The sequence below is a fragment of the Rhodococcus sp. OK302 genome (assembly GCF_002245895.1).
In the GTDB taxonomy this organism is placed as follows: Bacteria; Actinomycetota; Actinomycetes; order Mycobacteriales; family Mycobacteriaceae; genus Rhodococcus_F.
Map to the genome: position 1 here is coordinate 216,520 of NZ_NPJZ01000002.1, position 26,729 is coordinate 243,248.

At 62.1% G+C, this 26,729-nt stretch carries 29 protein-coding genes, 4 pseudogenes and 1 riboswitch; of the genes and pseudogenes, 16 read left to right on the plus strand and 17 right to left on the minus strand.

The features are described 5' to 3' along the window. Positions 1–37 precede the first annotated feature (37 nt). The 4 genes from BDB13_RS32380 (at position 38) to BDB13_RS28630 (ending at position 1,838) form a co-directional block, all read left to right on the plus strand. Positions 38–187, plus strand: coding sequence for a hypothetical protein (locus BDB13_RS32380; RefSeq protein ID WP_176459775.1), 150 nt, complete (start codon positions 38–40; stop codon positions 185–187). After that, positions 184–324 carry a hypothetical protein gene (locus BDB13_RS32385; protein WP_176459776.1) on the plus strand — a complete coding sequence of 47 codons (141 nt, stop codon included), beginning with the start codon at positions 184–186 and terminating at the stop codon, positions 322–324. Before BDB13_RS32380 ends, BDB13_RS32385 begins: the two co-directional genes overlap by 4 nt. Positions 325–546: 222 nt before the next feature. Then, complete coding sequence (locus BDB13_RS28625) at positions 547–1,401, plus strand: helix-turn-helix domain-containing protein (protein ID WP_094275439.1); 855 nt, start codon at positions 547–549, stop codon at positions 1,399–1,401. A 62-nt stretch (positions 1,402–1,463) separates the two neighbouring features. Then, a complete protein-coding gene (locus BDB13_RS28630) occupies positions 1,464–1,838 on the plus strand; it encodes a VOC family protein (protein WP_254923100.1) in 375 nt (124 codons plus the stop codon). A gap of 254 nt (positions 1,839–2,092) precedes the next feature. Here the strand turns inward: BDB13_RS28630 and BDB13_RS33665 are convergent, their stop codons facing one another. Next, complete coding sequence (locus BDB13_RS33665) at positions 2,093–3,292, minus strand: GyrI-like domain-containing protein (protein ID WP_094275441.1); 1,200 nt, start codon at positions 3,290–3,292, stop codon at positions 2,093–2,095. 153 nt (positions 3,293–3,445) lie between these two features. On the opposite strand from BDB13_RS33665, the gene BDB13_RS28640 reads away from it, so the two are divergent. Both BDB13_RS28640 and BDB13_RS28645 read left to right on the plus strand, forming a co-directional pair. Beyond that, entirely contained in the window at positions 3,446–3,694 is a 249-nt protein-coding gene (locus BDB13_RS28640) for a hypothetical protein (protein ID WP_094275442.1), read from the plus strand. An 83-nt stretch (positions 3,695–3,777) separates the two neighbouring features. Then, complete coding sequence (locus tag BDB13_RS28645) at positions 3,778–3,957, plus strand: hypothetical protein (protein WP_094275443.1); 180 nt, start codon at positions 3,778–3,780, stop codon at positions 3,955–3,957. A 164-nt stretch (positions 3,958–4,121) separates the two neighbouring features. On the opposite strand, the gene BDB13_RS28650 is transcribed toward BDB13_RS28645, so the two are convergent. The 6 genes and pseudogenes from BDB13_RS28650 to BDB13_RS28675 all read right to left on the minus strand — a co-directional run. Beyond that, positions 4,122–4,433 carry a hypothetical protein gene (locus BDB13_RS28650; protein WP_141210739.1) on the minus strand — a complete coding sequence of 104 codons (312 nt, stop codon included), beginning with the start codon at positions 4,431–4,433 and terminating at the stop codon, positions 4,122–4,124. Between the two features lie 134 nt (positions 4,434–4,567). Next, on the minus strand, positions 4,568–5,014 hold the full coding sequence (locus BDB13_RS28655) for a hypothetical protein (protein ID WP_141210740.1): 447 nt from the start codon (positions 5,012–5,014) through the stop codon (positions 4,568–4,570). A gap of 237 nt (positions 5,015–5,251) precedes the next feature. Next, entirely contained in the window at positions 5,252–5,539 is a 288-nt protein-coding gene (locus BDB13_RS28660) for a hypothetical protein (RefSeq protein ID WP_141210741.1), read from the minus strand. A gap of 57 nt (positions 5,540–5,596) precedes the next feature. Beyond that, positions 5,597–5,932 carry a cold shock domain-containing protein gene (locus tag BDB13_RS28665; RefSeq protein ID WP_094275447.1) on the minus strand — a complete coding sequence of 112 codons (336 nt, stop codon included), beginning with the start codon at positions 5,930–5,932 and terminating at the stop codon, positions 5,597–5,599. After that, complete coding sequence (locus BDB13_RS28670) at positions 5,929–6,387, minus strand: SPW repeat protein (protein WP_176459777.1); 459 nt, start codon at positions 6,385–6,387, stop codon at positions 5,929–5,931. The genes BDB13_RS28665 and BDB13_RS28670 overlap by 4 nt, the downstream gene beginning before the upstream one ends. A 218-nt stretch (positions 6,388–6,605) precedes the next feature. Further along, positions 6,606–7,452, minus strand: a pseudogene (locus tag BDB13_RS28675) (zinc-binding dehydrogenase); the annotation flags it as partial. 678 nt (positions 7,453–8,130) lie between these two features. Here BDB13_RS28675 and BDB13_RS28685 point away from each other — a divergent pair. Both BDB13_RS28685 and BDB13_RS28690 read left to right on the plus strand, forming a co-directional pair. Next, a complete protein-coding gene (locus BDB13_RS28685; protein ID WP_094275449.1) occupies positions 8,131–8,649 on the plus strand; it encodes a hypothetical protein in 519 nt (172 codons plus the stop codon). Positions 8,650–9,002: 353 nt separating this feature from the next. Next, complete coding sequence (locus tag BDB13_RS28690) at positions 9,003–9,764, plus strand: hypothetical protein (protein WP_176459778.1); 762 nt, start codon at positions 9,003–9,005, stop codon at positions 9,762–9,764. Positions 9,765–10,617: 853 nt separating this feature from the next. On the opposite strand, the pseudogene BDB13_RS28695 reads toward BDB13_RS28690, so the two are convergent. Then, positions 10,618–11,061 (minus strand): annotated as a pseudogene (locus BDB13_RS28695) (transposase); the annotation flags it as partial. Between the two features lie 186 nt (positions 11,062–11,247). Here BDB13_RS28695 and BDB13_RS28700 point away from each other — a divergent pair. After that, positions 11,248–11,649, plus strand: a complete 402-nt coding sequence (locus BDB13_RS28700) for a hypothetical protein (protein WP_094275451.1) — start codon at positions 11,248–11,250, stop codon at positions 11,647–11,649. Next, the gene (locus BDB13_RS33255; protein ID WP_176459754.1) at positions 11,594–12,187 is read left to right on the plus strand and encodes a hypothetical protein; all 594 of its coding nucleotides are present in this window, start codon (positions 11,594–11,596) and stop codon (positions 12,185–12,187) included. Before BDB13_RS28700 ends, BDB13_RS33255 begins: the two co-directional genes overlap by 56 nt. 59 nt (positions 12,188–12,246) lie before the next feature. Here the strand turns inward: BDB13_RS33255 and BDB13_RS33670 are convergent. From BDB13_RS33670 to BDB13_RS28710, 3 genes and pseudogenes are all read right to left on the minus strand, one after another. Continuing rightward, positions 12,247–12,714, minus strand: a pseudogene (locus BDB13_RS33670) (transposase); the annotation flags it as partial. Beyond that, entirely contained in the window at positions 12,665–12,889 is a 225-nt protein-coding gene (locus BDB13_RS32395) for a hypothetical protein (RefSeq protein WP_176459755.1), read from the minus strand. The gene BDB13_RS32395 and the pseudogene BDB13_RS33670, both read right to left, overlap by 50 nt. A 113-nt stretch (positions 12,890–13,002) precedes the next feature. Further along, positions 13,003–13,800 (minus strand): hypothetical protein, encoded by a 798-nt coding sequence (locus BDB13_RS28710; protein ID WP_094275908.1) that lies wholly within the window; start codon positions 13,798–13,800, stop codon positions 13,003–13,005. 500 nt (positions 13,801–14,300) lie between these two features. Between BDB13_RS28710 and BDB13_RS28715 the strand changes: the two genes are divergently transcribed. The 3 genes and pseudogenes from BDB13_RS28715 to BDB13_RS28730 all read left to right on the plus strand — a co-directional run bounded on the left by BDB13_RS28715 (position 14,301) and on the right by BDB13_RS28730 (position 16,278). Next, positions 14,301–14,660, plus strand: a complete 360-nt coding sequence (locus BDB13_RS28715) for a hypothetical protein (protein ID WP_094275452.1) — start codon at positions 14,301–14,303, stop codon at positions 14,658–14,660. A 95-nt stretch (positions 14,661–14,755) separates the two neighbouring features. After that, positions 14,756–15,891, plus strand: a pseudogene (locus tag BDB13_RS28720) (IS30 family transposase). 39 nt (positions 15,892–15,930) lie between these two features. Beyond that, positions 15,931–16,278: a DUF3024 domain-containing protein gene (locus BDB13_RS28730; RefSeq protein ID WP_094275909.1), complete on the plus strand. Its 348-nt coding sequence runs from the start codon at positions 15,931–15,933 to the stop codon at positions 16,276–16,278. A gap of 4 nt (positions 16,279–16,282) precedes the next feature. On the opposite strand, the gene BDB13_RS28735 is transcribed toward BDB13_RS28730, so the two are convergent. After that, a complete protein-coding gene (locus tag BDB13_RS28735) occupies positions 16,283–16,558 on the minus strand; it encodes a hypothetical protein (RefSeq protein ID WP_141210742.1) in 276 nt (91 codons plus the stop codon). Positions 16,559–16,725: 167 nt separating this feature from the next. Between BDB13_RS28735 and BDB13_RS28740 the strand changes: the two genes are divergently transcribed. Then, the gene (locus tag BDB13_RS28740) at positions 16,726–17,229 is read left to right on the plus strand and encodes a transcriptional regulator (RefSeq protein ID WP_141210743.1); all 504 of its coding nucleotides are present in this window, start codon (positions 16,726–16,728) and stop codon (positions 17,227–17,229) included. Between the two features lie 283 nt (positions 17,230–17,512). On the opposite strand, the gene BDB13_RS28745 is transcribed toward BDB13_RS28740, so the two are convergent. From BDB13_RS28745 to BDB13_RS28755, 3 genes are all read right to left on the minus strand, one after another. Beyond that, the gene (locus tag BDB13_RS28745) at positions 17,513–18,466 is read right to left on the minus strand and encodes a 3-hydroxyacyl-CoA dehydrogenase (RefSeq protein ID WP_094275457.1); all 954 of its coding nucleotides are present in this window, start codon (positions 18,464–18,466) and stop codon (positions 17,513–17,515) included. Positions 18,467–18,643: 177 nt separating this feature from the next. Next, positions 18,644–19,549, minus strand: a complete 906-nt coding sequence (locus BDB13_RS28750; RefSeq protein ID WP_094275458.1) for an alpha/beta fold hydrolase — start codon at positions 19,547–19,549, stop codon at positions 18,644–18,646. Next, positions 19,546–21,072, minus strand: coding sequence for a flavin-containing monooxygenase (locus BDB13_RS28755; RefSeq protein ID WP_094275459.1), 1,527 nt, complete (start codon positions 21,070–21,072; stop codon positions 19,546–19,548). The genes BDB13_RS28750 and BDB13_RS28755 overlap by 4 nt, the downstream gene beginning before the upstream one ends. 229 nt (positions 21,073–21,301) lie before the next feature. On the opposite strand from BDB13_RS28755, the gene BDB13_RS28760 reads away from it, so the two are divergent. After that, entirely contained in the window at positions 21,302–22,549 is a 1,248-nt protein-coding gene (locus tag BDB13_RS28760) for a PucR family transcriptional regulator (protein ID WP_176459779.1), read from the plus strand. A 454-nt stretch (positions 22,550–23,003) separates the two neighbouring features. Here the strand turns inward: BDB13_RS28760 and BDB13_RS28765 are convergent, their stop codons facing one another. Together BDB13_RS28765 and BDB13_RS28770 are read right to left on the minus strand one after the other, a co-directional pair. Then, the gene (locus BDB13_RS28765) at positions 23,004–23,627 is read right to left on the minus strand and encodes a hypothetical protein (protein WP_141210744.1); all 624 of its coding nucleotides are present in this window, start codon (positions 23,625–23,627) and stop codon (positions 23,004–23,006) included. Positions 23,628–23,945: 318 nt separating this feature from the next. Beyond that, a complete protein-coding gene (locus BDB13_RS28770) occupies positions 23,946–24,791 on the minus strand; it encodes a bifunctional 5,10-methylenetetrahydrofolate dehydrogenase/5,10-methenyltetrahydrofolate cyclohydrolase (RefSeq protein WP_094275462.1) in 846 nt (281 codons plus the stop codon). Positions 24,792–24,810: 19 nt separating this feature from the next. Beyond that, positions 24,811–24,887: riboswitch (ZMP/ZTP riboswitch) on the minus strand. Between the two features lie 713 nt (positions 24,888–25,600). Here BDB13_RS28770 and BDB13_RS28775 point away from each other — a divergent pair. Further along, positions 25,601–26,347: a GAF and ANTAR domain-containing protein gene (locus BDB13_RS28775; protein WP_176459780.1), complete on the plus strand. Its 747-nt coding sequence runs from the start codon at positions 25,601–25,603 to the stop codon at positions 26,345–26,347. Positions 26,348–26,729: the final 382 nt, after the last annotated feature.

Genomic DNA, 26,729 nt, shown 5'->3' on the forward strand with positions numbered 1-26,729 from the left:
AGCCGGATCCATCGAACAAACGACAGGAAGACCGCGCATGACCACATCGAAGACACCGGCATTCCCCCGCCGCGCCGCACTTGGAGGGTCGATGAGTACCGAGCAGATCAAGGCCCGGATCGAGGCCATGTTCCCTGGCAGTCCGGCGCCCACTCCGAACGAATCCGGCGAGCGGAAGTCGGCATGAACGCCAACGTGGCCGAGCTGTTGCTGGTGCTGGCCGCCGGGATCGGCGGAACCGCGGCGCTCCAGGCCGTCCTGCGGCGTCGCGGCAGCCGCCGCTCGTTCCGCTTGGGTGCACACCTGATGCAGCCGCACGAATAGACCGTTGACGACCCAGCGAGAGCCGGATTCCGTTCCACACCACTGCAACCCCCGCGCGATACGTCCGGCCCGTTCCGCGCGCCTGTCCGAGTCGGCGAGCTGTCTGCGTGTGCCCTTGTGCCGGGCGCCGGGCGCCGGCTCACAGACCAGGATCCGATCGGACGGATTCCCGACGCGATCCGAGAAGTGACGGACGGATGATTCGACGGGCAGACTGGGCCCATGGCCACCATGGGCGAGACCAGACGAGGCAGTGACACCCACTTGCGGTGGGAAGCAGTTGCCGCGACCCCGGCGCCCGCCCTTGCTGGCCTTGTTTCCCAGTACGGAGGTTTCCGGGAGATGTCGACAGCACCGATCCTGCGTCGCGAGCTCCCCTCACCAAGCCTCGTACTCGTGATCAGCATCGCCGAACCACTGTCCCTCAGTCGCCCCAGCGGCGATCTGAGCACGTCAGCGGCATTGGTGGGCGTCGGCCGCACGGCAACCCTGGCCGCTCACAGCGGCACACAGACCATCCTCGAGGCACGGCTGTCGCCTCTGTCGACCCTGATGTTGTTCGGCGTCCCAGCCTCGGATCTGGCCGACCGCGTCGTCGACCTTGCCGATCTGTGGGACAGCGCGGAGGAGCTGGTCGGCCGCATCGCCGAGGCTGCGACCTGGGCGGAACGATTTCACCTCCTGGATACGGTGCTGACGGAGCGGGCCCAGCGCGGACGAGACGTAGACCCAGTGCTGGCCTGTGCGTGGCAGCAACTCCTCGGCAGTGGCGGCAACCTGAGCATGAGTGCCCTACACGACCAAACCGGTTGGAGCCGTAGGCGACTCGCCGACCGATTCCGCCAGCAGGTCGGCCTTACCCCCAAGGCTATGGGGCGGCTGGTGCGCTTCCATCGAGCGGTGAACCTGCTGCACCAACCCGGGCACCGCTCCCTGTCAGCGATCGCATTGACCTGCGGCTACTACGACCAGGCCCACCTGAACCGTGAGTTCCGGGAGTTGGCCGGCTGCCCTCCCGGTTCGTACCTGACCGGGTTGCATGCGGACGTTGCGGGCACCGGCATGGCCGGAATCTGACACCGGCTCCGATCGTTCGCGTGACACAAACGTCCAAGACCCCGGCCGTGGACACTCCTACGGTGACCAGTATCAATCACCGACAAATAGGAGCTGACGTGCACGGCGAGCTGACTTTCTTCGAGATCGGCGTCCCCGACTCGGGGCGGGCGCAGGAATTCTACGGGCGACTCTTCGGATGGGAGTTCCCGCCAATCGGCGTGGGCGACGAGGTCTCGATCAGGACGCCCACCACCATGGCTGGGCTACACGACCAAGATGCCGAAGCGCGCATCGCGATGTACTTCTCCGTGGACGACATCGAATCGGCTGTGCGTACCGTCCGAGCGTTGGGCGGCACCGCCGAGGACCCGCGACCCGAAGAGGCGGGGTTTGGACGGTTCACCGCGTGCACCGACGACCAGGGGGTGCAGTTCGGTCTGCACCAACGTCAATGACGTGGAGCACACCCATCACGCACGCCGAGTGATGTCCAATTACTCACGTCAGTCGTTCACGACCGTTCCTCGACTACGAGATACGGCGAGTACTGGTCCCTACCAATGTGATTGAGTCTCTCCACCCCCCGGAATCGGACGGCAAATGAAATCGCGCGGGCATTTTCCCACCGAAGCAGCCGCGCTGAAATACCCGACGCGTTCGCCGTACCCGACAGCTAGGGTCAGGCAGCATGGATCATGCGGCAAGAAGCCTAATCGGATAGACCCGACCGAAGAGAAATAGACATACTTGGATCAGCGGAAGCAGATCGGACGGGTTGGCGGATAATCGTCCGGAGTTTTTCCGGAGCGCTCTTACGGGCATCGCTGAGATAAATTTCGTGATGATCACCGTTGAACTCCAGTTCATGTTCGGGCATGAACTCGTCATGCAGTCGGGCGAGCGTGGGTGCTTCGTCGTCGTAAGATCCGATGTGCAGGATCTGCACGGATAGGCCTTCGGTGAGGGTGATTGGATGCACTCGGTCGATTGCGGGGAGGGCCTTCTTGGCGGAGGCGGCTGCGCACGCATGCTCGATGTCGGCGGCGGTGATCCACTCTGGCTGCACGATCATCATCGTCCAGTTCCATGAGTCCTTGTCGCCGGCGGTGAAACTGTTCATGTCAGAGGCGCGCCACAGTCCTTCAAGTGGAGCAACTACGAAGTCTCGATCGTGTGTGTTCTTACTCGCGAACTTGATCGTGTACGCGGTGGCGTACAACGCTTCGACGGCGGCGACATATTCAGGTGAGGCGTTTGGGTTGCCGTGTCCGTCGACAGCGATGTAGTTCAGCGAGGGGACGTTGACAAGGGAAAATTCTTTTCTGGTCGGTGCGTACAGTTCTTTGAATGCCTTCTTGATGTCGTACTTGTCCATACTGATGCCTTTGTGTCGGGCGAGGAGTTCCTCGGTCCAATGGATGTCGGCCAGGATCATCGCTTCGCTGTAGCTGAAGAGCGCGACTGCCTGATCGGGAAGTGGTGATTGTTCGTGCGATCGGGTGTGTAGTACGTCGAGTTGCGTCCGGAGACGGGTAATTCGACTTCTCAGGCGATCGGTGACTTGCGGCACGCCAAGATCCGGACTGTTGGCGATTCCGATCAGGGCCCTGACTCGGATCGGACTGAGCGTGTCGATGGCATCGAGCGTCTGCGAAGTCGCCTGCGCATTCCCCTCTGTGGTGAGCCGATACGTCGTCCGGCGCGAGCGAGGCTCGGCCGAAGTGGTCGGCTCGATGAGACCTTTCCGTGCGAGTTTGTCGAGGAGGTAGTAGATCGAGGAGAACCCCAGCGAGGTCCATTCCCGTATGCCTCGTTCCTCGATGGTGCGGTCGAGTTCGTATCCGTGCCGAGGACGCTCGAGCAGTAGTCCGAGCAGGGTCAGTTCTGCATCCGTCAGTTGATCAGCCACGAAGTTACTCTAGCGCTAGAGTAACTTTTTTGTGGCAACTTCTGGAACTACTGTCGGTCGAGTTCAACGATGAGGGTTGAGTGCCAACGAGAGGTGAATGGGCATCCGGAAAAGTGGTGACATGCCCCTGAACGCGGACAAGGACGGTTGCGCATGCACGACCGAGGTGAACCGTTTCATCACCCGGACACCGACATCGTCGAATACCTCGACGACCTGGCACTGAAAAAGCTACTACGGAGCGCGAACGGACTCTCCGCAGCATCGCTGGAGCTGCTCGTCAATCTGGCCACCAAATTCCGCATCTCCGATCACCGTCCCGCGGTCCCAGCAGATTCACCGTCCTACGCCCGACCATCCGAAGCAGCGGTCGGACCCCACTGCACTACGTCGGAGAAGTAGGCCTGGCGCTGCTTTCCACCTCGGTTCCAACACACCACCCCGCCACCAACCACCGAAGAAAACGCATACGGGCACTGCTCGGAATGACCATCGAAACCACCATCGTCCTCGGCTGTATCGCCTCCCGCCGTCGCCTACTGGGCAGCCTGACCGAACAATCACCGGTCGACAACCCCACACGGTCAAGCCCGCCACAGGCCTGTACCGAAGTGGATCTGGCTGCCCCGGTTCATGGGTACACACCCGACGGAGTTGTTCAGTGAGCCTGACTTCGTTGACGGTGAAAACGCTTCGGGATTCCGAGTCGATTTCCTGGTGAAGCCGATATCCCGACATCGTTCGGTTCCGAGCCCAAGTCGGTGGGACTCCGCTACCAGCGCCCTCTCGACGTAGTAGTCCAGAACTACCAGTACGTAAGTGGTGCACATCACATGCGGTGGGTACGTTCGACGGCGATGGTTGGTCGTAGGTCGGTATTGAGAGGGACGACCAACCGCAGTCCCCACCCGCCTGCCCCACCCAGGCCGGCGGGGACACCGACAAGAAGGGTCCACTCAAACGACGAAATTCCCCAACGTCCGCAATCTTCGCAATCTTCGGAAGATTCGGAAGATTCGGAAGATTCGGTCACCATGGTCGTCGTGGTGGCGGCGCCTTGATGGTCGAGGCGATTTACGCGCGGGACGGCCACAGGCGCCGGAAGCCGGCGTAGTTCTGCCGCCGAACGGCCAGCTGGCATATACAAACCCCTGGCATATACAAACCCGGAGTGACACCGATCATCTTCAAGAAACCCACGGCCAACAAACCGGCAGAGCCGTCCTCCGCATGAGAGACACCCGGACGGCACCAACCGAATCATTTCGATGAACGCTATGCCAGCGCGACGAAGTGCATGTCCATCCACCGAATCCAACTGCCAGAATTGTCCTGCCGTTCCCAACGCGCCGTCATGGACAATCTGTCCTCGGACGGCCAGAGCGTACTGCGCATCCCGTCCCCCTGGAACGTCCACGATCCGTCCGCGTTCAGGTGCGCAGCCATCGTCCCGTACGCGCCGGAGCCGTCGAACGCCCGCATAGCATATGTGCCGGTCACCGCGTCGTGCTCGCCGATAAGCTCCAGGGCATGCACGCGGTCGTCGCCCATCGCGACGTCCACACGATGGACGACCCATCCCCCGCCGGGCATCCACTCGTACTCATCGGTGCCGTCAATCCTCGCGACCTGCTCCCCATCCTCGTCGAGCACAGTGCCCGAGGTCTTCCAACGTCCGATGATGGGCTCAAATGGACGCATGTTCACTGTTGTATCTGTCATGTAGGTCCTCCCGCAGATAAGCGTCGTCGTTAAGCCTCGTCGTTAAGCCTCGTCGCTAAGCGTCGTCGCGATCCGCCGAACTGTCGACACCGCGCTCCTCCTGAACTGTTCGGTGACACGGACGACCTCCGCCAGTACACACAGCAATCGGTAGCCCTCTCAGATAGACCGGCCACCGCGCGAAAACTCATCGGAACGAACTCTGCCATCATTCGACGACCAACGGCTCGGTTCCGCCTAGCCGACGGCCGGCGTGCTCCTTCTCTTCCTCCGGGCGGCGATCTTCGCCGCGAACATCAAAGTGCCAGCGAGTGTCTGGACGAATTTCATCGACGTCAACACCGGTGCCTCTACACGGACATCCAGCGCGCCGCCGCCATGCCCAACGGTTGTATCCGGTACCCCACTGACCTCTGTATAGCGCGCCGGCGTCCGGGGGATGTCACACCTGCGGGACATCTTGTGCTTTCCCAAGTCCTGCACCTGGAGGACGACCTGCACCCTTCCTTCGATCCTGTGCTCCACGACCCCGCCGAACCCGTAGTGCGGACCCCGATGGTTTACTGCTGCGCGCCGCAATGCCTACCACGGAAGCCGGAAAGGCCGCACCGGGTGCAGGTGACGATCGTCATCCGAGCCGGCAGCGGCAGCGATGCGGACATTGCGAGCCTGCGGTGGGTGTGATGTCGGGTCGTGTTCGTACGCGACAACTTCCCCGTCTTGCAGTGTGTGGTAAATACCGTTTCCCGCGATCTCGGTGAAGTGCACGAAGACACTTGGGCCACCTTCCTCAGGCACGATAAACCCGAATCCATGTTCGCAGTTGAACCAATCGACGACACCACGCTTCGTAGTTGTCGCGGTCGAATCACCCGTCTCGGATACACCTATGTCGGATATCCCCGTCTCGGTAGTCATCGCGGCTCTTGTCGCGGTTCGCGTCGTTGAAGACCGCGACCCATTCCCAGTGCAGCAGTAGCGAGGCCAAGAACGCAGACCAGTGCTCCCACAACCGCATTGGACCAGATCATGGAAGTGCTGGTATCGACACCGGCAACAATCCACGGGGAGACGATCAGCCAAATCCCGAGTAGTGGTGCAACGAATGTCATGCCGTGCGTGCGACCGTACGCGGATCCGAATGCCACGGCCAGCAACCCGATCGCAGCGCCACAGATCAAGTTGGTGACGCTCAGATTGGTTTGTCCGGCGAAGCCGATGATCCACGCGGACGCCGCTGCATACAGTCCGGACAGCAACATCAGCCCCTCGACGACTTGGGCGGTTGGTTGTTCGGCCGCCTGATCGTAGCGCTCACGCAGTGCCATGATGTCAGGGTGAGTGTGCATCGGTGCGTGGGTAGATGATGACATGTGAATTCATCTCCTCGACCGGAGCGGAGGGTAAAGGCGGTCCTTCCGATCCGTATGTATGTATCTCATGGAGTACAGACGCCGTCCGAATCGGTCGTCACCTTGTCGGAGTCGCCGAAATCGGTGAGCGCACTGAACCACCACAGACGTACCCAGTAGGGCGTCGATCAATGCACCAGTCGAAGCAATAATCGAGAAGGTGTCGGTGCGCGGTGCGGTCACGGCCGGAAGACTGCCCGCACGTATCCGTCCTTCTTCTCCTTGAACAATTCGTAACCACGCACGGCGTCGGTGAGCGGCATGTCGTGGGTGATCAATACCGACGGGTCGAGGTCGCTCTGCAGCACGTACACGAACATCCGTGGCATATACCGCTGCCCACGTTGCTGCGCCGAACGAAGCGTCAGGCTCTTGTTCGTGATCAGCCCCATCGGAGACTTGTCAGTGAGGCCATAGACGCCGAGAACAGACATGACGCCGCCCTTCCAGCATGCGAGGACAGCTCGACGGAGGGAAGTAGCACGGTCGGTTTCCAATCGCAGTAGTTGTTTGGCCCGGTCGTACAGTTGTTGGATCCCGGTACCGTGGCCTTCCATGCCAACGGCGTCGATGCACGAGTCGGGGCCGCGGCCACCCGTGGTTTCACGCAGGGCTTCCTGTACGCTGTCGACGCGCGAATAGTCGATAGTCTCGGCATCAACCACGTTGCGCGCCAGCTGAAGCCGCTCAGGAAACCTGTCGATGACGATCACACGTTCCCCACCGAGAAGACGCGCGCTGCGGGCAGCTAAGGCCGACACCGCCGCTACCCCACACGGCAACAGTGTCGCCGGAAGAGATATCACAGAAATCCGCACCCATGAGCCCTGTCGGGACAGCGCCGGAAAGGAACAATGCCTGCTCGTCGGTAATTCCGTCCGGGACGGTGAAACAATTGACATCACCGAACGGCACCCGAATGTATTCGGCATAGGATCCCTGGTAACCGCCGAACGGGTGCGTGTAGCCGTAGATTCCGCCCGTGGGACGACCGAAAACCGGTTGCTGCAACTCGGCATTGGGATTGGGGTGGTGATCACCCCAGCGCAAAGCCCCAAAAAACAGCGTTGCGTAGTGCGTTTTCGACGGCGATGCGTAGACCCGGTGTTGGGCGCTGCGCACCAACCAAACCGCTTGCGCTTCTACCGGCACCTGAACGAACTGTCGTCTGCAGACAACGGACGAACGTCGGTATCTCTTCGTTCCCTGTTCGTCGGGGTTCTTCGTCCCCACTTCGCCGGATTTCGTCCCCACTTCGCAGGCTTTCGACATCCGAGCGCTCATTTAAGCTACGTTCGCGTAGACCCCAAAGATGAAGTCCAACTTGATATGTAGCCCACTCTTGGCGCGCAACCCTCGAGGGCTTCGAAGCGCCGGAAACCGCGGCTCCATGCCCGCGATCTCATCCGCTCCAATCCGGGAATCGTTCACATCCACAGAGAACCGAGAGGGACGCCGCTCCACCAACAGAGAGCTTCCAAACACATTGGACATCGATCGACTGGATGAAAACGCCGATCCACAGCCCCTCGTTGACTTTCCCCCAGCCGTCGCAGACAATCACCCCAGACCATACGGTCAACTGTTGTCGGTGAAAGATGTTGCACATCAAACGAATTCACCAACCGTGCACTCGCGCGATCGTCAGCGTCTTCCATTTTCGTGCAGCATTCACCTGTCATTTCTCACCATAGGGGTTCATTCATGCGTTCGATCACTCGCACAACACTCGTCCTGGGCTTCGCCGCGGCAATCGCCGCAGGTGTAGCGATGCCTGCCTCCGCCGTAGACACCACCACGACCGTCGAGGTGGCCGCCACCGGCGGAATCGCCATCACCGCCCCCGCCAACGCCGCCGCTTTCGTGGTAACCCCTTTCTCCACCGCCGAAGTTGACGTACTCGGCATCGAGGTGACCGACAACCGCTCCGGCAAAGTCGACTGGGCAGCCTCCATCACCCTGACCGACTTCGTGGGCGGCGCTACCGCGGCGATTCTCCCCGCCTCCGGCGTCATATACATCCCCGAGGCTGCCGCCACCACCGGCACAGCGACCGTAACCCCCTCCACGGCAAGCAATCCTGTTGCACCCCGCACTGTTCAGACCGCCACCGGGGTATCCGGCAACAACACCGCAACCTGGGATGCGGACCTGGCCATTCCGGTCCCGGCAAACACCTTGGCTGACATCTACACCGCAACACTGACACACTCCGTTCTCTGACCTACCGAGAACAACTGCGGGGGCAATCATCTCGGCGACTCGCCCCCGCAGTACCTCTCGATCGACGATCGTGTTCGCCCCAACGGGTGAACACCGACAACCCTGGGAGCCCTCGGATCGTGCGTTCTGTCATTACCGCTCTGTGCGTGCTCGTCCTGACCGTGCTGTCCGCGGCCGACGGGACAGCACAGACCCTCCCCGCGCAGTCGGGGATCGAAGTGTAACTGCTCGATATTCCAGCTGCCACGCAGCGCGATCCCCGCGCCCGCGCCTATGTCGTCGACCACTTACCACCGGGCACGGTCATCAACCGCCGCATCCAGGTGCGCAACAACTCTGACTCCGCCCAGTCGGTGCGCATCTACACAGGTGCCGCGCACATCGACAACGGCACCTTCGTCGGAGACAGTGATCCGTCGGTGAACGAACTGACAGGGTGGACTTCGGTCAATCAGACGAACATCGACCTGCCGTCCCGCGGCGCAGCCGAGGTCACGGTGACCATCGACGTTCCCGAGAACGCCGCGGAGGCCGAACATTACGGCGCGGTGTGGGCCGAAATCCGCAGTGCGGCATCGCAAGGATCGAACATCATGCAGGCCAGCCGAGCCGGCATCCGCATCTACCTTTCCGTGGGACCGGGCAACGGAGCACCGGCAGACTTCGCCATCACCTCCCTCACCACGTCCCGAGATACCCAGGGCAATCCCCAGATCTCGGCCCTGGTCACCAACACCGGCGGCCGGGCCGTCGACATCACCGGCGAACTGACCCTCACCAAGGGCCCCGGCGGACTGTCCGCCGGACCCGTCACCGCCCAGCAGGGCACGACCATCGCTCCTGGAGGTACCGGGACCGTCGTCACGACCATGTCCCCAGAACTGCCCAACGGCCCGTGGAACGCCAACCTGCATCTGAAAAGTGGTCTCCTCGAACGCAGTTCGGAGGCCGACATCACGTTCCCGGACGCCAGGCTGGGCGAGACCGTCGAACCGCAGAAGTCCTACGCCTCGGCGGTCGCAGGCGGCGCCGCAGCAATCGTGCTCATCGCTGCAGCAATGCTCTGGTGGCTCCGTCGCCGCACCGCAACCAACACACGCTCCACCTTGCCGTGACCCGCCACTCCAGTACTTACCCGAATCGGACCTTCGTCCGGTCGGAACATCGCACTCAACTCTTACACCGTGAGACCTTCACCAAGTATCGAATTCACTTCGGGGGACGGACTATCCCTAGCTCCTCCAATGAGAGCTATCCGACTCCGCATGAGGCAGGGTGGGGTCGGTAGTCACCGGTGGGCGAGCACCCAGCTCCTCTGAGCCGTGTTCGAGCTCTATTGACAGATCATGCCCTCACCGGTGGCCAGGTCCGGGCATGTCGCGTGCGGTGAAGAGACTTTAGCCACTTGCCTGAATGTATCCGCGCAAAGCGCTGCACCGAACGCGGGCGCAGTCCTACTGTGGATGTGCGGGGTTAGTCATGAGGGGGCAGCTCGGCACGGATAGTGGGTCGTCCGTGTTGTGTGCTCAATGCGGACGACGTACAGCGCCCCCGACTCTCCGAAATTTTCCAGAGAATCGGGGGTTTCGTACGAAAGCGGGGGTTTCGTACGAAACTGGCAGTACCACCCGGGGGTGAATGCCTGCCCGAAGGCAGCTCCTGCCGGCTGTGTGCTCAACCGCCAAGAACCTGAGTCGTATTTTCGAGTTCCGTGCGCATTCCCGGATCTGCCTCTTGCGACCTGAAAACTCTTTACCCTCGATAAGGAAACAGCAAACATTTCGCCGATTTCACATTCTTCCGACACGTTCCGCTTTGCCGCGAATCTGCGGGGCCGGTTACTACGGCGCCTCCTCGGCGCGGATAGAAATTTCCCGCATTGGGTGCTCAATGCGGAGGCGTTCAAGCATCCTCAACGCGGCATTCCCCGGGTCGGGGGGTGGGTAGCTCAGACCTGCTTCTCCACACGCTCATCGAGTCGGTCGTTAATCCTTTGGCGTACAACGACAACACGATCTCATCGACCCTGCTGAGGCATCGTTGGCGTTTCTTGACGATCTGCGGCTCGAATGTCCCTTCCCGATCGCCGGGAACTTCGATCGGGACATGGCCGGTGGCCTGAAGTCAACACGGTTTTCGGCCGGGTGCCGCCAAAGGATGTTCGTCGAGTCCCGATCCGGCTGGGCCTGGTTCTTGTCGTGACCGAGATGTGAGTAGGGGTCTCCCCTAGACGAAGTCCAGGGGGAACATCTCTTCGTTCAGGGCGGATTCGAGGACGGTCTTGGTGAACTGTTTGAGCAGTCCGTCCGGCCCGGTCAGGGACAGGCCTTGCTCCTTCGCCAACCTGACCAACTCCGCGGCCGCGGAGGGTGGCTTGGCCCTCTTCTTCGTCACATCATCCAGTGTGGTCATCTTGGCACCTCCTCGCCGAGCATTCACTCAGCTTGTCGGGCCGAGACACCGATTACTGGCCAGTCCCTCTCCGTACTCAAGGAATTCGGCACCGTGGGCGCAACGCAGAAGAAGATGATCATCTAGGGCGTGTCTGGCAAAGTCTTGGTCCAGTCGATGACCGCCCGTGCTCGATACAGTGATCGCATGCTCATTTCCGCTGACGTGATCGACGTCCTGGACCCGATGTTGGGCCTCGTTTTTGCTGGCGAGGCGGGCGGGCGTCTGACTTTCGCGCTGTGGCGAGACGGTGCGGTGCGTCTTCTCGACGACAGACTCGCCGAGAACTCGCAGCGAGAGCTCCCTCTGGAGGATGACGTCTGCGTCCTTGCGGCGTCCAGCCTCGATCTGCTCATACTCGCCTCCGTCGGCGGGCTCGTCATCGCCGGAGAGGAAGTGGTCACGGTGCCCGGAATACCCGCCGACGCGGCTGCACTCCTGGGCGGTCTACTTGTCGTCGCTGTCCCGGACGGCGAGAGGGCACCGGCTGCTCATGCTCGACTCCGCGTCCGGGGCGATCCTCGACGACCAGGCGATCGACGCCGATGATGCTCGCGCCTTCCTGCATCCTCATCCTGCCGAAGACACGGCGATTCTCGAGCTCGCCATGGGGCAGGATGGCGTTCTCGCCTTCCGCGTCGATGTCGAGGGATCGCGCCTACATCTGACCGAGATCCTCGCAGGAGATGACCCAGTGATCGCGGGCTTCAGTCCGTCGGGCGCGAGGCTACTTGTCACCCCGTATCCAAGCGATCCGCAGACCGTACGGATGCTGTCGTGGCCGGATCTGAAGGAGATCTCACGGCTCGACGCGAGTGACGTCGACGCCGCGTACGGTTTCGGGCTCGCCGGATGCTGGATCAACGACGACCGAGCCGCTGTGTACGCGACCGAGGACGCATTGATCGTCACCGACGAGAACTTCGACTCGCCCGAACGCATCGCACTGCCGATCGACTTCGGCGACGAGGGAGAGATCGAGAGCCTCACGCATTTGGGTTCGGGGAACGTCGCCGTCGGCGCGTGGACGCCAGCCGGTCGACTCACCCTCGTCGTGCGCCTCATCGAAGGAAAGGGCTGTGACTGACAACGCCTTTGTCCAGGCGACGACGGCGTTGAAGACGACCGCGCTGCGGTAGATGACTGCATCTGTTTGTCGTATCTGGTAGCGAGGCCGCGCCATTGCTTGATGTGGCAGTAGCGGCGTTCGATCACGTTTCGGTTCTTGTAGTCGTCGGCGTCGAGTCCGACGGGTCTTCCGCCGCGTGATCCTCGCCGTCTCCGGTGTCCTTTCTGGTCGTCGGGTTCGGGGATCACGGCCTTGATGCCGCGGGAGCTGAGGTGACCACGGATCGCTCGAGATGAGTACGCCTTGTCGCCGCGCACCGCGTCCGGGCGGGTTCGTGGCCGACCATTGTCGCGGCCGACGCGCAGTTGCGCCATCAGTGGCAGGAACATCGGCGAGTCGCCCGCCTGCCCTGAGGTGATCAGCGTGACCAGTGGTAGTCCGTTGCCGTCGACGAGTTGGCGGATCTTCGTGGACAAGCCGCCGCAAGGGATATCCTCAGCCGCCGACCAGGCAGCTTTCACCCGAAAATCGATGCCACCCTTCATAGTTCGGCAGTTTCGGCGACGAACACCTTGTGCGCAGATGATGCGGTAGCGGGCCCAGCACATCGGTCATCGCCGCATCGGGGTGCGCCAGCTCCGGAAGGTCACGGCCTTCCCGCAGTAACTCGTCGGTGAACCCGATCTGTCGGCGGCATTGACGCAACATGGTTGCGGTCACAGGCTTTTCGTCAAGCCTGCGGGTGAACATTCTCAAGCCGATGGGGTGACCGGAACCTGGCGCGTTCCGGTCCACCCCGCTCGGCACCTGCCTGCGTTGACGCCAACCGGTTTTCAGCTGCCGAAGCTACCGAAGAGGCTGCCCAGGTCGCCCAAGCTGCCGAGCGAGCCGGTGGGCTCGACGACGGCGAAGTTGGTGGTGCAACCGTTGAACTTCACGGCGTCGACGTTGGTGTCGCCGGAAGCGGCGCGGCCGATGCTCATGCCGTAGTGCTCGACGGTGGCGGCGGGGTTGGCGGCGACGATCGTCGCCAGGCTGGTCGGGACGTCCGCAGCTGCACCGCCGATGGTGCGGGTGCTGGTCCACAGACCGTTCTGGAGATTGGCGCGTGTTGCACCGTTGACGGGGCTGGCGGCGTTGTTCGGGTTCGGTTTCCAGTAGATGGTGGTGTATCCGTTGTCGTTCGGGTTGGTGGTTCCGGTCAGGCGCAGCTGGAAGGCTGCCTGTGAGGTCGGGGCCTTCTCGTCGAATCCGATTTCCTTCGCGGCGGCCTCGGCGAGCGGGATCGATCGGGCCGAGTGGTAGGACACGGAACGGTTGTTGGGTGAAGGTTCGACGATCTTGAGGTTCAGTGAGCCGTCGGTGTCGAGGACGTTCTCTGACGAGTAGAACGCTTTCTGTTGCTTTTCGTCGGGGAAGGGGATGCCCCAGCCGGCGGGGTCCTGGTCGGTGGACAGTGTCGAGCAGGTGAAGCCGTCGGAAGAGCCGAGTGATCCGCCTGATGAGCCGAGGGATCCGGTGTCCAGAGAGCCCAGTGAACCGGTGGCGCCGGCGAGTGCCGGAGCGGTGAGCGCTGCTGCGCTGACGAGTGCACATACGAAACCGGCGCGACGCTTGGAATGGAGAGACATGAAGAATTTCCTTTCACACAACTTCTCGGGAAACGGAATCGAATGGAAACGTAGCACGACAATTCGGACATTTTCGACGAAAATAATATTCATGCCGGCCACCTGCGTGATGCGTTACCGGCACATCCGGAAAATTGTTTATCCACCGAAAGTACTAATGCGTGGATATAGAATTGAAATGTGGACAATCGATCGAGCCGAATGCCATCGACGGTGAATTACCCCCTTGTCCAGAGGGAATAGATCGCATGTGACGCAAACGCGAAAGGTGAACTGGACATTCAACCGAAACGCGCGTTCTCATCGCTTCGGTCGGTACGCGCACCCTGAAGTTACAGGTAGATTTTATCCGAAAAATACTGTGAAAAGAGTTACCGACAGTTTATCGGTCACGGTCACGGGTATACGGACACGGTGAGAACGTCGAATTGTTTTCCGGAAGAAAAGTCCTCGATGACACACTGCACCTCTACGTCGACCGCAGACGTAGGTGCGATGCGGTGATCTCTCTCAACGGTGCAACACTGGCGGTGCTGCGCTCCGGATACCAACTTCTGCGATATCCCCTCCACCGCATCGACAACGACATCGTGTCGGCATTCTTCGACGAGCACGCGCCCACGAAACTGGTGTACGAACACTTCCTGATCGGATGCGACCGGATCGCTGCTACTGCTCTCGATGACGAATCGGCAGCCGCGCACGCTGAGCGAATGTACCAACGCAGCGCCGTCATCAGATACGGTATCGCCCGCCGGCGACATCAGATCCAGTGCGAGTCCGACGCCGTACTCGCGGGACATCGAGCACGGTTCCTTCTCACCCAACGCCGCCACCGCCTGCACGGCGATGAACCGTAAACGGCCTTGGTCTCAACAGGTCAACGCATCACAACTGGTGAGATGATGCGTGATCGTGGAGGCACGGATGGGGCAGCAAGGCGCTCGGGTTCACTGTGGAGCAGGAGAACCTGATCTGGGATCTGCATCGCCGTGGAGAATCGATACGAGAAATCGAGCGGGTTCTCGGAGTAACGATGCCCCGAATTCGTCGTTTCCTGCGTGAGTCCTGTGGTATCCGACCCGTCCCACGAATGCGGAGAGATGGCCACATCACCGCAGCTGAGCGCGAAGAAATATCCCGTGGAATCGCTGCCTGCGACAGCGCTCGGACGATCGCCGACAAACTCGGAAGATCCCCGTCCACGATTGCACGCGAGATCGCCCGCAACGGAGGGCGGGAGAACTACCGGGCGATGGACGCGGATGCAGCGGCGTATGTCCGCGCTCGCCGCCCCAAAGAATCGATCCTGTGCGCCCGGCCGATTCTGCGGACCGTCATCACGGACAAGCTCCATGAGCAGTGGTCGCCGCAGCAGATCTCGGCCTGGCTTCGACGCGAGTACCCGGCGGAGCCGTCGATGTGGGTCTCACACGAGACCATCTACCGGTGCCTCTACATACCGTCACGGAAAGTGTTCGACAGCATTGCATTTCACGAACTGCGTACCGATCGGCCGATTCGTCGGCCGCGAGGGAAGAAACGCTCCCACGGTCGTGGACGGATACGAAATATGGTTTCGATCGATCTTCGCGGCTCTGAGGCAAACGATCGTAGCGAGCCCGGACACTTAGAAGGTGACCTTGTATTCGGCACCCGGCCGTCAGCAGTCGCGACGCTGGTGGATCGGCAATCACGTGTCACCCATGTGGTGGCATTGCCGGACGGGTACCGGCCGAGACGGTCGCGGGCGCGCTGATCACCTACCTGGGCTCGCTACCTGCCCATCTGCGTAGGTCGCTGACCTGGGATCGGGGACGGGAAATGGCCGAGCACGAGCGCATTACCGCAGCCCTCGACATGCCCGTCTACTTTTGCGCCCCGCATCATCCGTGGCAACGAGGGACGAACGAAAATACGAACAGGTTGCTGCGGCAGTATCTGTGCAAGAACGCTGACCTGCGCAGTTTCAGTCAGGATGACCTGAATATGATTGCGGCCAGACTCAACGATCGACCTCGGCGAGTGCTCGATTGGGACAGTCCACGACAACGAGAAGAACAGGTGCTCGATTCCTGCGCAGCCGGATAGCAAAGCCGGCCGCCGACGGTGGTTGGCATGATGGTGGGCATGGTTGCAACCGGACTTCCCGAACTCGATGTCGCTCGGGTCGTGAAGTATTGCGCGAGTAGGGTTCCCGATCGTCTGCGTCATGAGATTCGGGTCGAATGTGACATCGCGCCGCGTCATGTGACGATCTGCGAATGTCGGCCTCCGTGGCGGGAGGACCTCGGTCCGGAGTGGACGCGATTTCCGATTACCCGGCTGCATTTTACGAAGAAAGCCGGGTTGCGGACGTTGTTTTGTCGGGACCGGGACCTCAAGTTTCATCGCTACCGGTTCTTGGAGCCGAGTCCGCATGTTCAGGATTTGCTCGATCACATCGACGGTAGTGGGGATCCGATTTTCTGGGGCTAATCCGTTATCGTCGGTGATGCGTTGACCTGTTGACAGCAAGGCGGTAATCGAGAACCTCGTCGACTCCGGCGTACTCGGCCCGTCCGCCTGCGGGATCGGTTTCGCCGCGGCTGCACCGGCCGCGAGTACCGACCGCCAGCACGCCCTCCGCCGCGGGAGGAGCACCCGCGATGATGCACTCGGCATTGCGCTTGGTCTTCACCCAATCGCTCTGCCTACTCATGCGTCCGGGCGCAATCACCGCAGCCAACATCACGATCACCCGGATCGACCTGGTCACCGACATCACTTCCTCGTATGCCGGCTTCACTGCGGAGCTTCGGTCACGTCACGAACAAACGAACCGTACGCAGCCGTAAAAGTCCCTGCGAACCAGTCAGTACCGAACGACCACCTCGTCGGTAACCTCACTGCAACACAGAAAAAGACTACGAAGGAAGTGAGTCGATGATGGCCGGGCAGGTAGCCAGCGGAAACGTCTTTCAGGTTCGTTTGAACGAGTTGTTCGCCGCCACGGATCCGCGGCGGCCGACCAATAGGGAAGTGGCGAAAGGGATTCTGGCACAAGGATTCCGGGTCTCGGCGCCATGTCTCTCACAGTTGCGTAACGGAGTACGCGATAGCCCGTCCGACGAAGTCGTGGCCGCGCTGTCCCACTACTTCGCCGTCTCACCCGACTACTTCTTCACCATCCCCTGGTCCGGTAATCGAACCCGCGCACAGGCCTGGGACACCAAGATCGTCGAATGCCTCGACGACCTGGCACTGAAAGAGCTGCTACTGACCGCGAACGGACTCGCCGCGGACTCGCTGGAGCTGCTCAACAATATGGCCACCAAATTCCGCATCGCCGATCACCGCCGCGCGGTCCAAGCAGATTCACCTCCACCGTCTTACAACCGACTATCCGAAGGAGCAGTCGGACCCCGCCGCACTACGTCGGAGAAGTAGGCCTGGCGCTGCTTTCGCCTCGGTTCCAACGCACCACTCCGCCACCAACCACCGAAGAAAACGCATACGGGCACTGCTCGGAACGACCATCGAAACCACCATCGTCCTCGGCTGTATCGCCTCCGCCACCCTCACCGTCGAGGCTGACGGGAATGTCTCGGCGCCTGCCCTGCTCAAGAGGGCGGTCCGCTCGCCGGTGATATCGATGGCAAGGGCGGACATCAGGCGCTAGTCCCGCTGAACGCGGCGGCACCGGAGGGACGCCCCAGGACGGTCAGCTTCTTCAGGCCAGCATAATTTTCTTCACCAGGTCCGGAACGGTCAGCAGAGCCGGCACCTCGAGAAAGTCGCTGTTCTGGTATGCGGGATTCGGGTAACTGTAGAAGCCCTGCCCCGTCTTCATTCCCAAATTCCCCTTGTCGAGGAACTTCTCCTTGATGTAGCCGGCGTTCAAGAGCATCTGCTCGTCGTTGTTCTCATTGCCCCAGTGGAAGAGAACATCGAACGTCGTCTTCATGCCGACCATGTCGATCAGCCCCATCGGCCCCAGGGGAGCTCCGCGATTGCTTATCAAGTACGTGCGGTCCACATCTTCCGGCGTTGAGACTTCGTTCGTTACCAGAGTCATCGCAGCGTTGAGCAGTGCCACAAACCAAGTGTTGAGCACATATCCGTTCTGCTCCTTCTGAACGGCGATGGGCAGCATGCCGATCTCGATCCCGAACTCGACGACCGCCGTGAGGGTGTCCTTGGAGGTGCCCGGGTGCGCCATGATTTCGACGACGTTCATCATCCAGATCAGATTGGCGAAATGGAGAGCGCAGTACTTGTCCGGGCGGCCGGTCGCCGCGGCAAAGTCCCGAGGCAGCAACGTCGACGAGTTGGTGGCGATCAGAGTGCGTTCGGGCAGGTATTCGGCCATCTCCTCGTACACGCTCGTCTTCACCGAGGGGATCTCAGGTACCGCCTCGATCACCAGATCCGCCTCTGCCACCGAAGCGGCCAGGTCGGTGGTGTAGGTCAGTCGTACACGGGTCAGCGCGATATCGTCCTCGCTGGCACCTACCGCCGCAAGATAGATGCCGGCATACTGCTCGTGCGCGGCACGGCATTGTTCGATCGCCGTCTCGGTGATGTCGTAAACCACTACGGTCTTACCTTTGAAGGCGCTGTGCCAGGCGATCTGGCCGCCGAGAACTCCGGCGCCCAGTACGGTGATGTGATTCAGATTTGACATTGGATTTTCCTTATCTCGACGGCGTGCATTAAGTGCATAAACAGGGACTTCGGCGGACGGCCCTCCGCAGAGGGGTCTAAACCGGGCGAACCTGTGGCAGTGGACGCTTTGGTCGTGCAGCTGATGACTTTGCCTATCTGCATCCGCTAGCGGCAAGGGCGAATCCTGGCCTACGACTCACTCGGTTTCGCCGACGGTGCGCAACAGCACCGGGGACTGCGACGGTCCCGGTTGTTCGCCGCCGGCAATCCCGGACAGGAAGGCCAGCACGCGATCCGCGAACTCGTCGGGACATTCGATTTGCGGCATATGGCCGACACCGGTGAACAGGTGAGTCTCAGCGTGCGGGTAGTTCATGCGGGCGGTGGCGAGTTGGTGCGCGGGCAGAATCCGATCGCGGTCGCCCCACACGATCAGGGTGGGACGCAGATGCTTCGCGGCCGCGACGGCCAGCTCGGCCCGCCAGCCGGGATTGATCCCGCGGACGGTGGCGAGCGCACGCGCGGTCTCGTACAGCACGACGCCCGAGTCCGGTTGCCGGGCGATGGCCATGGCGTGGTCGATTCGTTCTCGGCTGGCCAGTTTAGGGTCGGCGAAGACGAGGTGTTCGGTCAGTCGTGCGCTGGTCCGGGTGGGGTGCTCGGCCGCGAATCGGCCGATACCCGGCACGGTCAGCAACCGGATCAGTGCAGCGACCTCGGACCCGAAGCCCGCGCTGTTGACCAGGACCAGGCTCGCCACCCGATCCGGTGCGAGAACGAGCAGCTGCTGCGCGACGGCACCACCTAAGGAATTGCCGATCACATGCACCGGTCGCCGTTCACCGAGCGCGTCGAGAGTCTCGATCACCCCGCGCGCGAACGCCGCCAGCGTGACCGGTTCGGGCTGCCGGGCGGAGAACCCGAAGCCGAGAAGATCGAGGGCGATCACCCGGTGGGTACGGGCGAGCCGAGGGTACTGCGGCGCCCAGTCCTCGAGGCTGCGGCCGATACCGTGCAACAGCAGCACGGGGGGCGCATCCGGATCGCCGACGACCCGGACCCGGGTGCGTCGGCCGCCGACGAGGATGCGGGAGGTGCTCATGCGGTCGCCTCCTTCGCGATCACGCGGATATCCGACCCGACGACGCCGGCGGCGAACCGCAGAGCGGGGTCCTCGACCGGGCCCTTGCGCAGACGGGCATTGTCGACGGCGTAGTCCTGGACCACCGTCCACGGACCGGACTCCCCCTGCTGCGGGAACAGGTGAGCGCCACGGTTCATATACCCGGCGTCGAAGTCGAACAGTGGCCGCCGGGCCATGGTCGGGTCGCCGACGATCGGCGTGACGACGGCGTGGCCGTGGCGGTCCATGTGGGCGAGCAGTCGGCACAGGTGGTCGGCGACGGGGCCGACTTTCAGCGTCCACGACGCGTTGGTGTAGCCGATGGCAAAGGCGAAGTTGGGCACCCCGCTGAGCATCATGCTCTTGTAAACGAGCCGGTCGTGGACGTCGACCAGCTGCCCGTCGACGTGCAGTTCGACCCCGCCGAACGACTGCATCTGTAGGCCGGTGGCGGTGACGATGATGTCGGCTTCGAGCTCGGCGCCCGACTCGAGCAGGATCCCACGCTCGATGAACCGCGCGACGCGGTCGGTGACCACCGATGCCGCTCCGCTGGAGAGCGCCTTGAACAGGTCCGCGTCGGGGACCATGCACAGTCGCTGGTCCCACGGGTCGTACTGCGGGTTGAAATGGACATCAACCTCGTAACCCTCCGGTAGGAAGCGGGCATTGAGCGCGCGGATCAGGCGCCGCACTTGCCTCGGGTACCGCTGACTGCCACCGAAGATCAGCCGCGAACGGGCGATGTTCATCCGGCGCGTGATCCCGTACGCGACGTGATCCGGCAGCAGCCGGCGCAACGTGTTGGCGATCAGGTCCTTGCGCGGGACCGGCAGGACGTACGACGGTGAGCGCTGCAGCATCGTCACATGATCGGCGAGGTCGACCATCGCCGGGATGAGCGTCACTGCCGTGGCGCCACTGCCGACGACGACGACCTTCTTGCCGGCGTAGTCGAGATCCTCCGGCCACGACTGCGGGTGCACGACCTGACCACGGAAGTCATCGCGGCCTTCGAAGTGCGGAGTGTATCCGCCGGAGTAATCGTAGTACCCGGCAGCGGAGAATAAGACGTTGCAGGTGACGTCGAACCGCTCACCGTCGCTCATACGCTGCAGCGTGACGGTCCACTGGCCGTCGTCGGACGAGAAGTCCGCGCGCAGTACTGTGTGCCCGAGATGGATGTGTCGGGCGAGGTCGTTCTCGGTGATCGCCTCGTGCAGGTAGTCGAGGATCTCGTGGCCGTCGGCGATCGCGTTCTCGTTCGTCCACGGCTTGAACTCGAAACCGAACGTGTGCAGGTCCGAGTCGGACCGGATGCCCGGGTAGCGGAACAGATCCCACGTGCCGCCGATTGCATCGCGACTGTCGATGATCGCGAAGGTCCGGCTCGGCTGATTCGCCGCCAGGTAGTACGCCAGGCCGATCCCGGACAGGCCGGCGCCGACGATCAGCACGTCGACGTACTCGAGCTTCGTTGTCTCCCGTGCGAATCCGCTCATGTCAGCTCGCTTTCTGTCGTTCGTCGAATTTGCTTTCGTGACGTGCCCCAGGGAACCGTGGTGTGGGCCGGATCTCGTACCTTCCGGCCATATCGGAGAGCCTTCAGAGGGAAGCGTCATTGCTGTCGTAACCCATTTCATCTGGTTGAGTCTGATTAAGCATCGGACCGACCGAACAGGCTTCCGCTCAACATTTGTGCCAATCGTCCAAAACAACCACACTGGCGTGGTGACGACGACACGACCGGCGCGGTCCGTTCTGGCACGGCTGCTCACCACCCGTTCGGCGGAGATCGTGGACGAGGTGACGGATCTGCTCGCCGAGCAGATCGACAGCCTCAAAGGCGACCAGGGCTACCGCGACTGGCTGCACATCTCGACCCAGGCCAACATCGAGGTAATGCTCCACCTCATTGCCCACCCGGACGACCTGGCCCTGGCGGAACCACCGATCGGCGCGGTCTCGACTGTCCATCGGCTCGCCCATCAAGGCCTCCCGTTCTACGAGATCGTGCGTGCCTACAACCTCGCCGAGTCACGCTGGGTGCAGATCTGTCTGCAGCAGCTCGCGACGCTGACCGACGACCCGGCTGTGCTGGTGTCCGAGACGATCGCACTGAGTACCCTCGCCCACGCCTACCTCGACCGAGTGTGTCAACGCATCGCCGTCGAGTACGAGACCGAGCGGGAACGCTGGCGCCGACAGGAGGAGTCATTCCGTGTCGACCGGGTCCTCGCACTGCTCGAGGGCACGGCCGACGATCTGCCCGCTGCCGAAGCCGCGCTGGGCTACCGCCTGCGGCAGCGGCACCTCGCGGTGATCCTGTGGATCGACGGCGAGGAGGACTCCGGCGACGCACTCATCCGTACCCAACGCGCGGTGACCGCCGTCGCCGAACTCGCCGAGTGCCGCACTCGTCCCCTGATCGTCGCCCGCGACCGGACCACTGTCTGGGCCTGGCTTCCGTTGCCCGGCAACCGCGAGATCGACACGACACGAGTGCAGGAAGTAGTCTCGGCCGAGCTGCCACGGCTGCGGATCGCACTGGGCCGACCCGCGCCCGGGCTGGACGGTTTCGCCGCCTCCCATCGGCAGGCCGCGGCCGCGCACGAGATCGGGCTGGCATCAGGGCAAGGGGCCACGGTAATCCCGTACCGGGAGGTGGCGAGCCTGGTGTTCCTGTGTACCGATCTACCCCGGGCCCGCCGGTGGGTGGCCGAGACACTCGGCCTGCTCGCCGTCGACGGCCACCGCGAGCAGGAACTGCGGCGCACCCTCGGCGCCTACTCCGCGTCGAATCGAAGCGCCATCGCCACCGCTCGCACCTTGAACTGCCACAAGAACACCGTCCTGTACCGCCTTCGCGCCAGCGAACGACTCTTGGGATACCCCGTCTCGGGCAACTGCCTCGACCTCGACCTCGCGTTACTTGCCTGCCGCTGGCTGGGCACGCAGATGCTCACCACCCCTGAGTAAGCCTCGCTTTGTAATACGACGGGGACACCGAGATCGTCGAATGCCTCGACAACCTGACCCTGAAAGAGCTACTACTGAGCGCCAACGGACTCTCCGCGGCATCGCTGGAGCTGCTCAACAATCTGGCCACCAAATTCCGCATCTCCGATCACCGCCGCGCGGTCCAAGCAGATTCACCGTCCTACGACTCGGAAACGTCGTCAGGCGCGTGATTGCGCCGGGGAACGAGAAACGTCGAGTCCCCTGGGATTGCAACTCTTGATCCGACCGGCCGGCTCTGTGTGCCCGATATTCGCTCACACAGAGCCGAATCCCGAAACTGCTCGAGGCCGGCGTCGGGGTGGTCACGACACGGATCCCGCCAACCGCCCGGGCAGCTCGCCAACGTGACAGTGTCGTTTGACGGCCCGGTGCACATGTTTCGGCGGCGATGGACACGGCGCGACCTACACGGTCAACACCAGCAGCCGCCGAACGACGAGGTGTGCTCGTCGGTCTCGATCGACTCCTCGCGCACCACGGTAGACCCGCCCCGCGGGTCGAAGTGCAGCACCGAACTCACCGGGTCATGCCGGATCCACACCGCCACCGACAGCGGATGCCTCGGACGGAAAATGTAGGAGACCAGCTCGATCTCGCCCGGCTTCCCGAGGCTGCGAACATCGGACACCACCGCCCGTATCCGCGGCCCCGACAGATCCGCCGCGGCGAACGCCGTCTCGCCCGCATGCAGGTCGGTGATCGAGTCCATGTCCTCCACCTCGCCGTCGCGCACCCAGTAGAGGTGAAGCAGACCGTCGGCGGCGACGGCCTCGACGGAAATGAGGTTGGAGGTGACGTCCATTCGCCGAATCGGCAGCCCTCCCAGTTGGGCGCGCACCACGTCCAGTTCCGAGTCCAGCCGCGGCGAGGAAAACAGGTCCTCGAGCGACGTGCCACTCAACGCCCGGCTGATCCGACCCGGCGCGTCGACGGTTACCGCGATCACCGCGGTCATCGCGACGGTGACAGCGACAGCAACGGCCGCGATGTACTTCACCCGACAGGGCGGGCGAGGTGCGCCCGATTCGCTTTCCATGCCGCTCACCTTCCGCCTCCCGCGTATCGAGTCGAGGCTACCGGGGGCGTACAGCCAAGAAGATCAGCGGTGCGGGAGCTGTGGTCGTCGACGGTCAGTCTCGGCGGCACATTCTGAGCTTTCAACACAATCAACTGATTCCCTTCCCACACACAGCCCGAAAACCAACGCGAAGTCAACTGAAGCTGCCTACCCCCGAAGCAAGTGGACTTCCAAGCGAGTGGGGCGCCGTTGGATGACTTCCTCGCACCGCCTGAGACTCGGCAGGCGTTCGAACGGATTCGTGCGGCGCTCACCGTGCCAGACACAGCCTGACAACTAACCGCTCATGCGACTGGTTGCTGCTGCGAGAGTCTGATCAAGAAGCACCGCAATAGTCATCGGACCCACCCCACCAGGCACCGGGGTGATAAGCCTCGCCCTCTCGCGCGCCGCCGCGAACTCGACATCACCGACGTTGCCCTCGTTGTAACCCGCGTCGACGACAACCGCCCCAGGCTTGATCCAATCGCCACGAATCAGTTCGGGGCGACCGACAGCGGCAATGACAACATCCGCTTGCGACACCACCTCAGCGAGTTCCTGCGTTCGAGAATGGCAGAACGTCACCGTGGCGTCCCGGGCAAGAAGAAGCATGCCCACCGGCCGCCCGAGTATGGGACTGCGGCCGACCACAACAGCACGAGCGCCGACAAGATCAACATCGTAAGCGTCGAGCAACCTCATGATTCCGCCCGGCGTGGCCGACCTGAATCCCTTCTCCCCGAACGCCATCCGAGCAAACGACGTTCGCGTCACCCCGTCAACATCCTTACCCGGGTCGATCGCCTCGAACGCGGCGCGTTCATCTATCTGCGACGGCACCGGGTGCTGGAGCAAGATGCCGTCAACTGACGAGTCATCAGAGAGAGCATCGAGGACTGCCACGAGTTCCTGCGTCGTCGTCGCCTGAGACAGATCAATTCGTCGAGATTCGATACCGACCCTCCGCGAGCGGTTCACCTTCATACGAACGTAGACGTGCGAGGACGGATCGTCCCCGACGAGGACCGTGACCAAACAGGGACGGCGCCCCGTCTCGGCCACGAAATCTGCCACTCCGTCGGTAACGCGCGCAAGGGTATCCGCCGCGAGGGCGACACCATCCATCAACTGAGCTTCCATCACGTCCTCCGCTCGATGCGGAGAACGCCCAGGCGGACGACGTTCTCGACTTCACTCCCCGGTAGTTCCCTACCCTCGCCAGTCGTGTCCGACCATCATAGGACGAGCCCAACGGTCGTTGATCGTGCGCCACACTCCTCACGAAAAAACGCGGCCACGACTCTTTCGAGTTCGTGACCTCGTTTGTCGCAGTTTCGCGGAACTGCACCATGAGGCAGGGGCGGGACGTGCCATCACCCCAGGTCAAGACAAAAAACTCCCTCTTGCACGCAACCCTGCACGCACCACTGCAAACAACTTTGCACGCACCCACACAAGCAACCACCAAGATTGCCAGCGACTTAGTGCCGGCTGCTGCTGCCCAGGCCGCCGGCACCGCGGGCAGAGGACGACATTCGGGTATCACCGCCGAGACTCGTTCCGACCTATCGGGTATCGTTTCGTTGCGTTCGTCGAGAACTCGATCTACAACAGACGTCGGAATCGGAAACGCCGGCCCTTGAACCGAGCGTAGATATCGCCGGACATCGGGGCGCATCGCCAACTCTTCATCGAAGCAACCACTCGTATGGGCAGTATGCAGCAAGCCGATCGCATAACGTGCGGTTCGCGATACCTGGTCAGCGGCCACCCAGTGCGCACCGTTCACCGCCATCCGCACTGACATACCTCCATACCTCGACGCCGGCGAACCCCACGCCATGCGTTTCGACTAGTCACTCTCGGGAATTCGATACACATAACTGGAGATCCGGATCGCCCACCACCTTCGCATGCGAGGTCTCCCCGGAAGCCTCGCGAGGTGTGAAATGGATGTCGCCGATAACCCGTCGAACGACAACGACTGGTTTCCTCCACTCGACGCCGCCACCCAAGCCCTACAAGACCTGTACCGCACCCTCAACCCCACCGACCACGTCGAAACGTACCTGAACAAACTCTGTCAACACGCGGTCGAACTCGTCGACGACGCCGACATGGCAGGAGTGACAGTCTTCGACCGTGACGGAAACCCGTCGACAGCGGCACTCACCTCGCCAACAGTCAGAGCGATCGACGAACTCCAATACCTCGCCGGTGTAGGGCCATGCCTGGAGGCAGTCGAAAAATTCGAGGTCGTCGTAGCCGATCAGGACGCAGCGGCGCAGCGATGGCCGGGATTGGCTGCCGAAGCGAAGACATACGGCGTCGTGAGTTTCCTGTCGGTCCCCCTACCCCCACTCGAGATGGGAGTGCGCACCGGCGCCGTCAACTTATACGGCACTCGATCGGACGGATTCGCCAGAGCGGAGGTAGCTTTGACGAATCTGTTCACCACGGCGGCTGGATACGCGATCATGAGCGTCGAACGCTATCGCGGTGCCCGTAATTTCGCGCTCCAACTCGAACGTGCGCTCGATTCACGAGCGGTTATCGACCAGGCTAAAGGCGTGTTGATGGCGGTGCACGCCGTCGACTCCGAGACAGCGTTCAGGATGCTGGTCGAGACATCGCAAGAGAGCAACAAGAAGGTTCGACTCGTTGCCGAGGAACTCCTGGCCAGCCTGTGCCGATGACCCCATCCGATCACGGCCTTCATCTTCTTCTTTTTAGTATGTCGTTCGATGTTGCGGCTGGTCGCTTCGAACAAATCGGCGGATAGCGTTGACAGTTCCGGTCTGCGCTGTCCTCGACCACGACACCGCCCTGCGGCTCGGTATCACCTCATTCATCCATACATGCATTTTTGTTCGCATCTACGCACGCATGGATGCGAACAGCCATGCGTGTACTCGGCAGAAGGCAGCGACCAGCAGCTCGGAGAACAACGCAGGAGCCGCGCACGAGAACAGGACGGGTCGTCACTGCACTGCACCGATCACCGCTGCTCCGAATCACTGTTGTGATTCTGCGCGGCGTTTCGTTTCGCGGAACCGGCGAGCGAGTCTGCCAATCCGG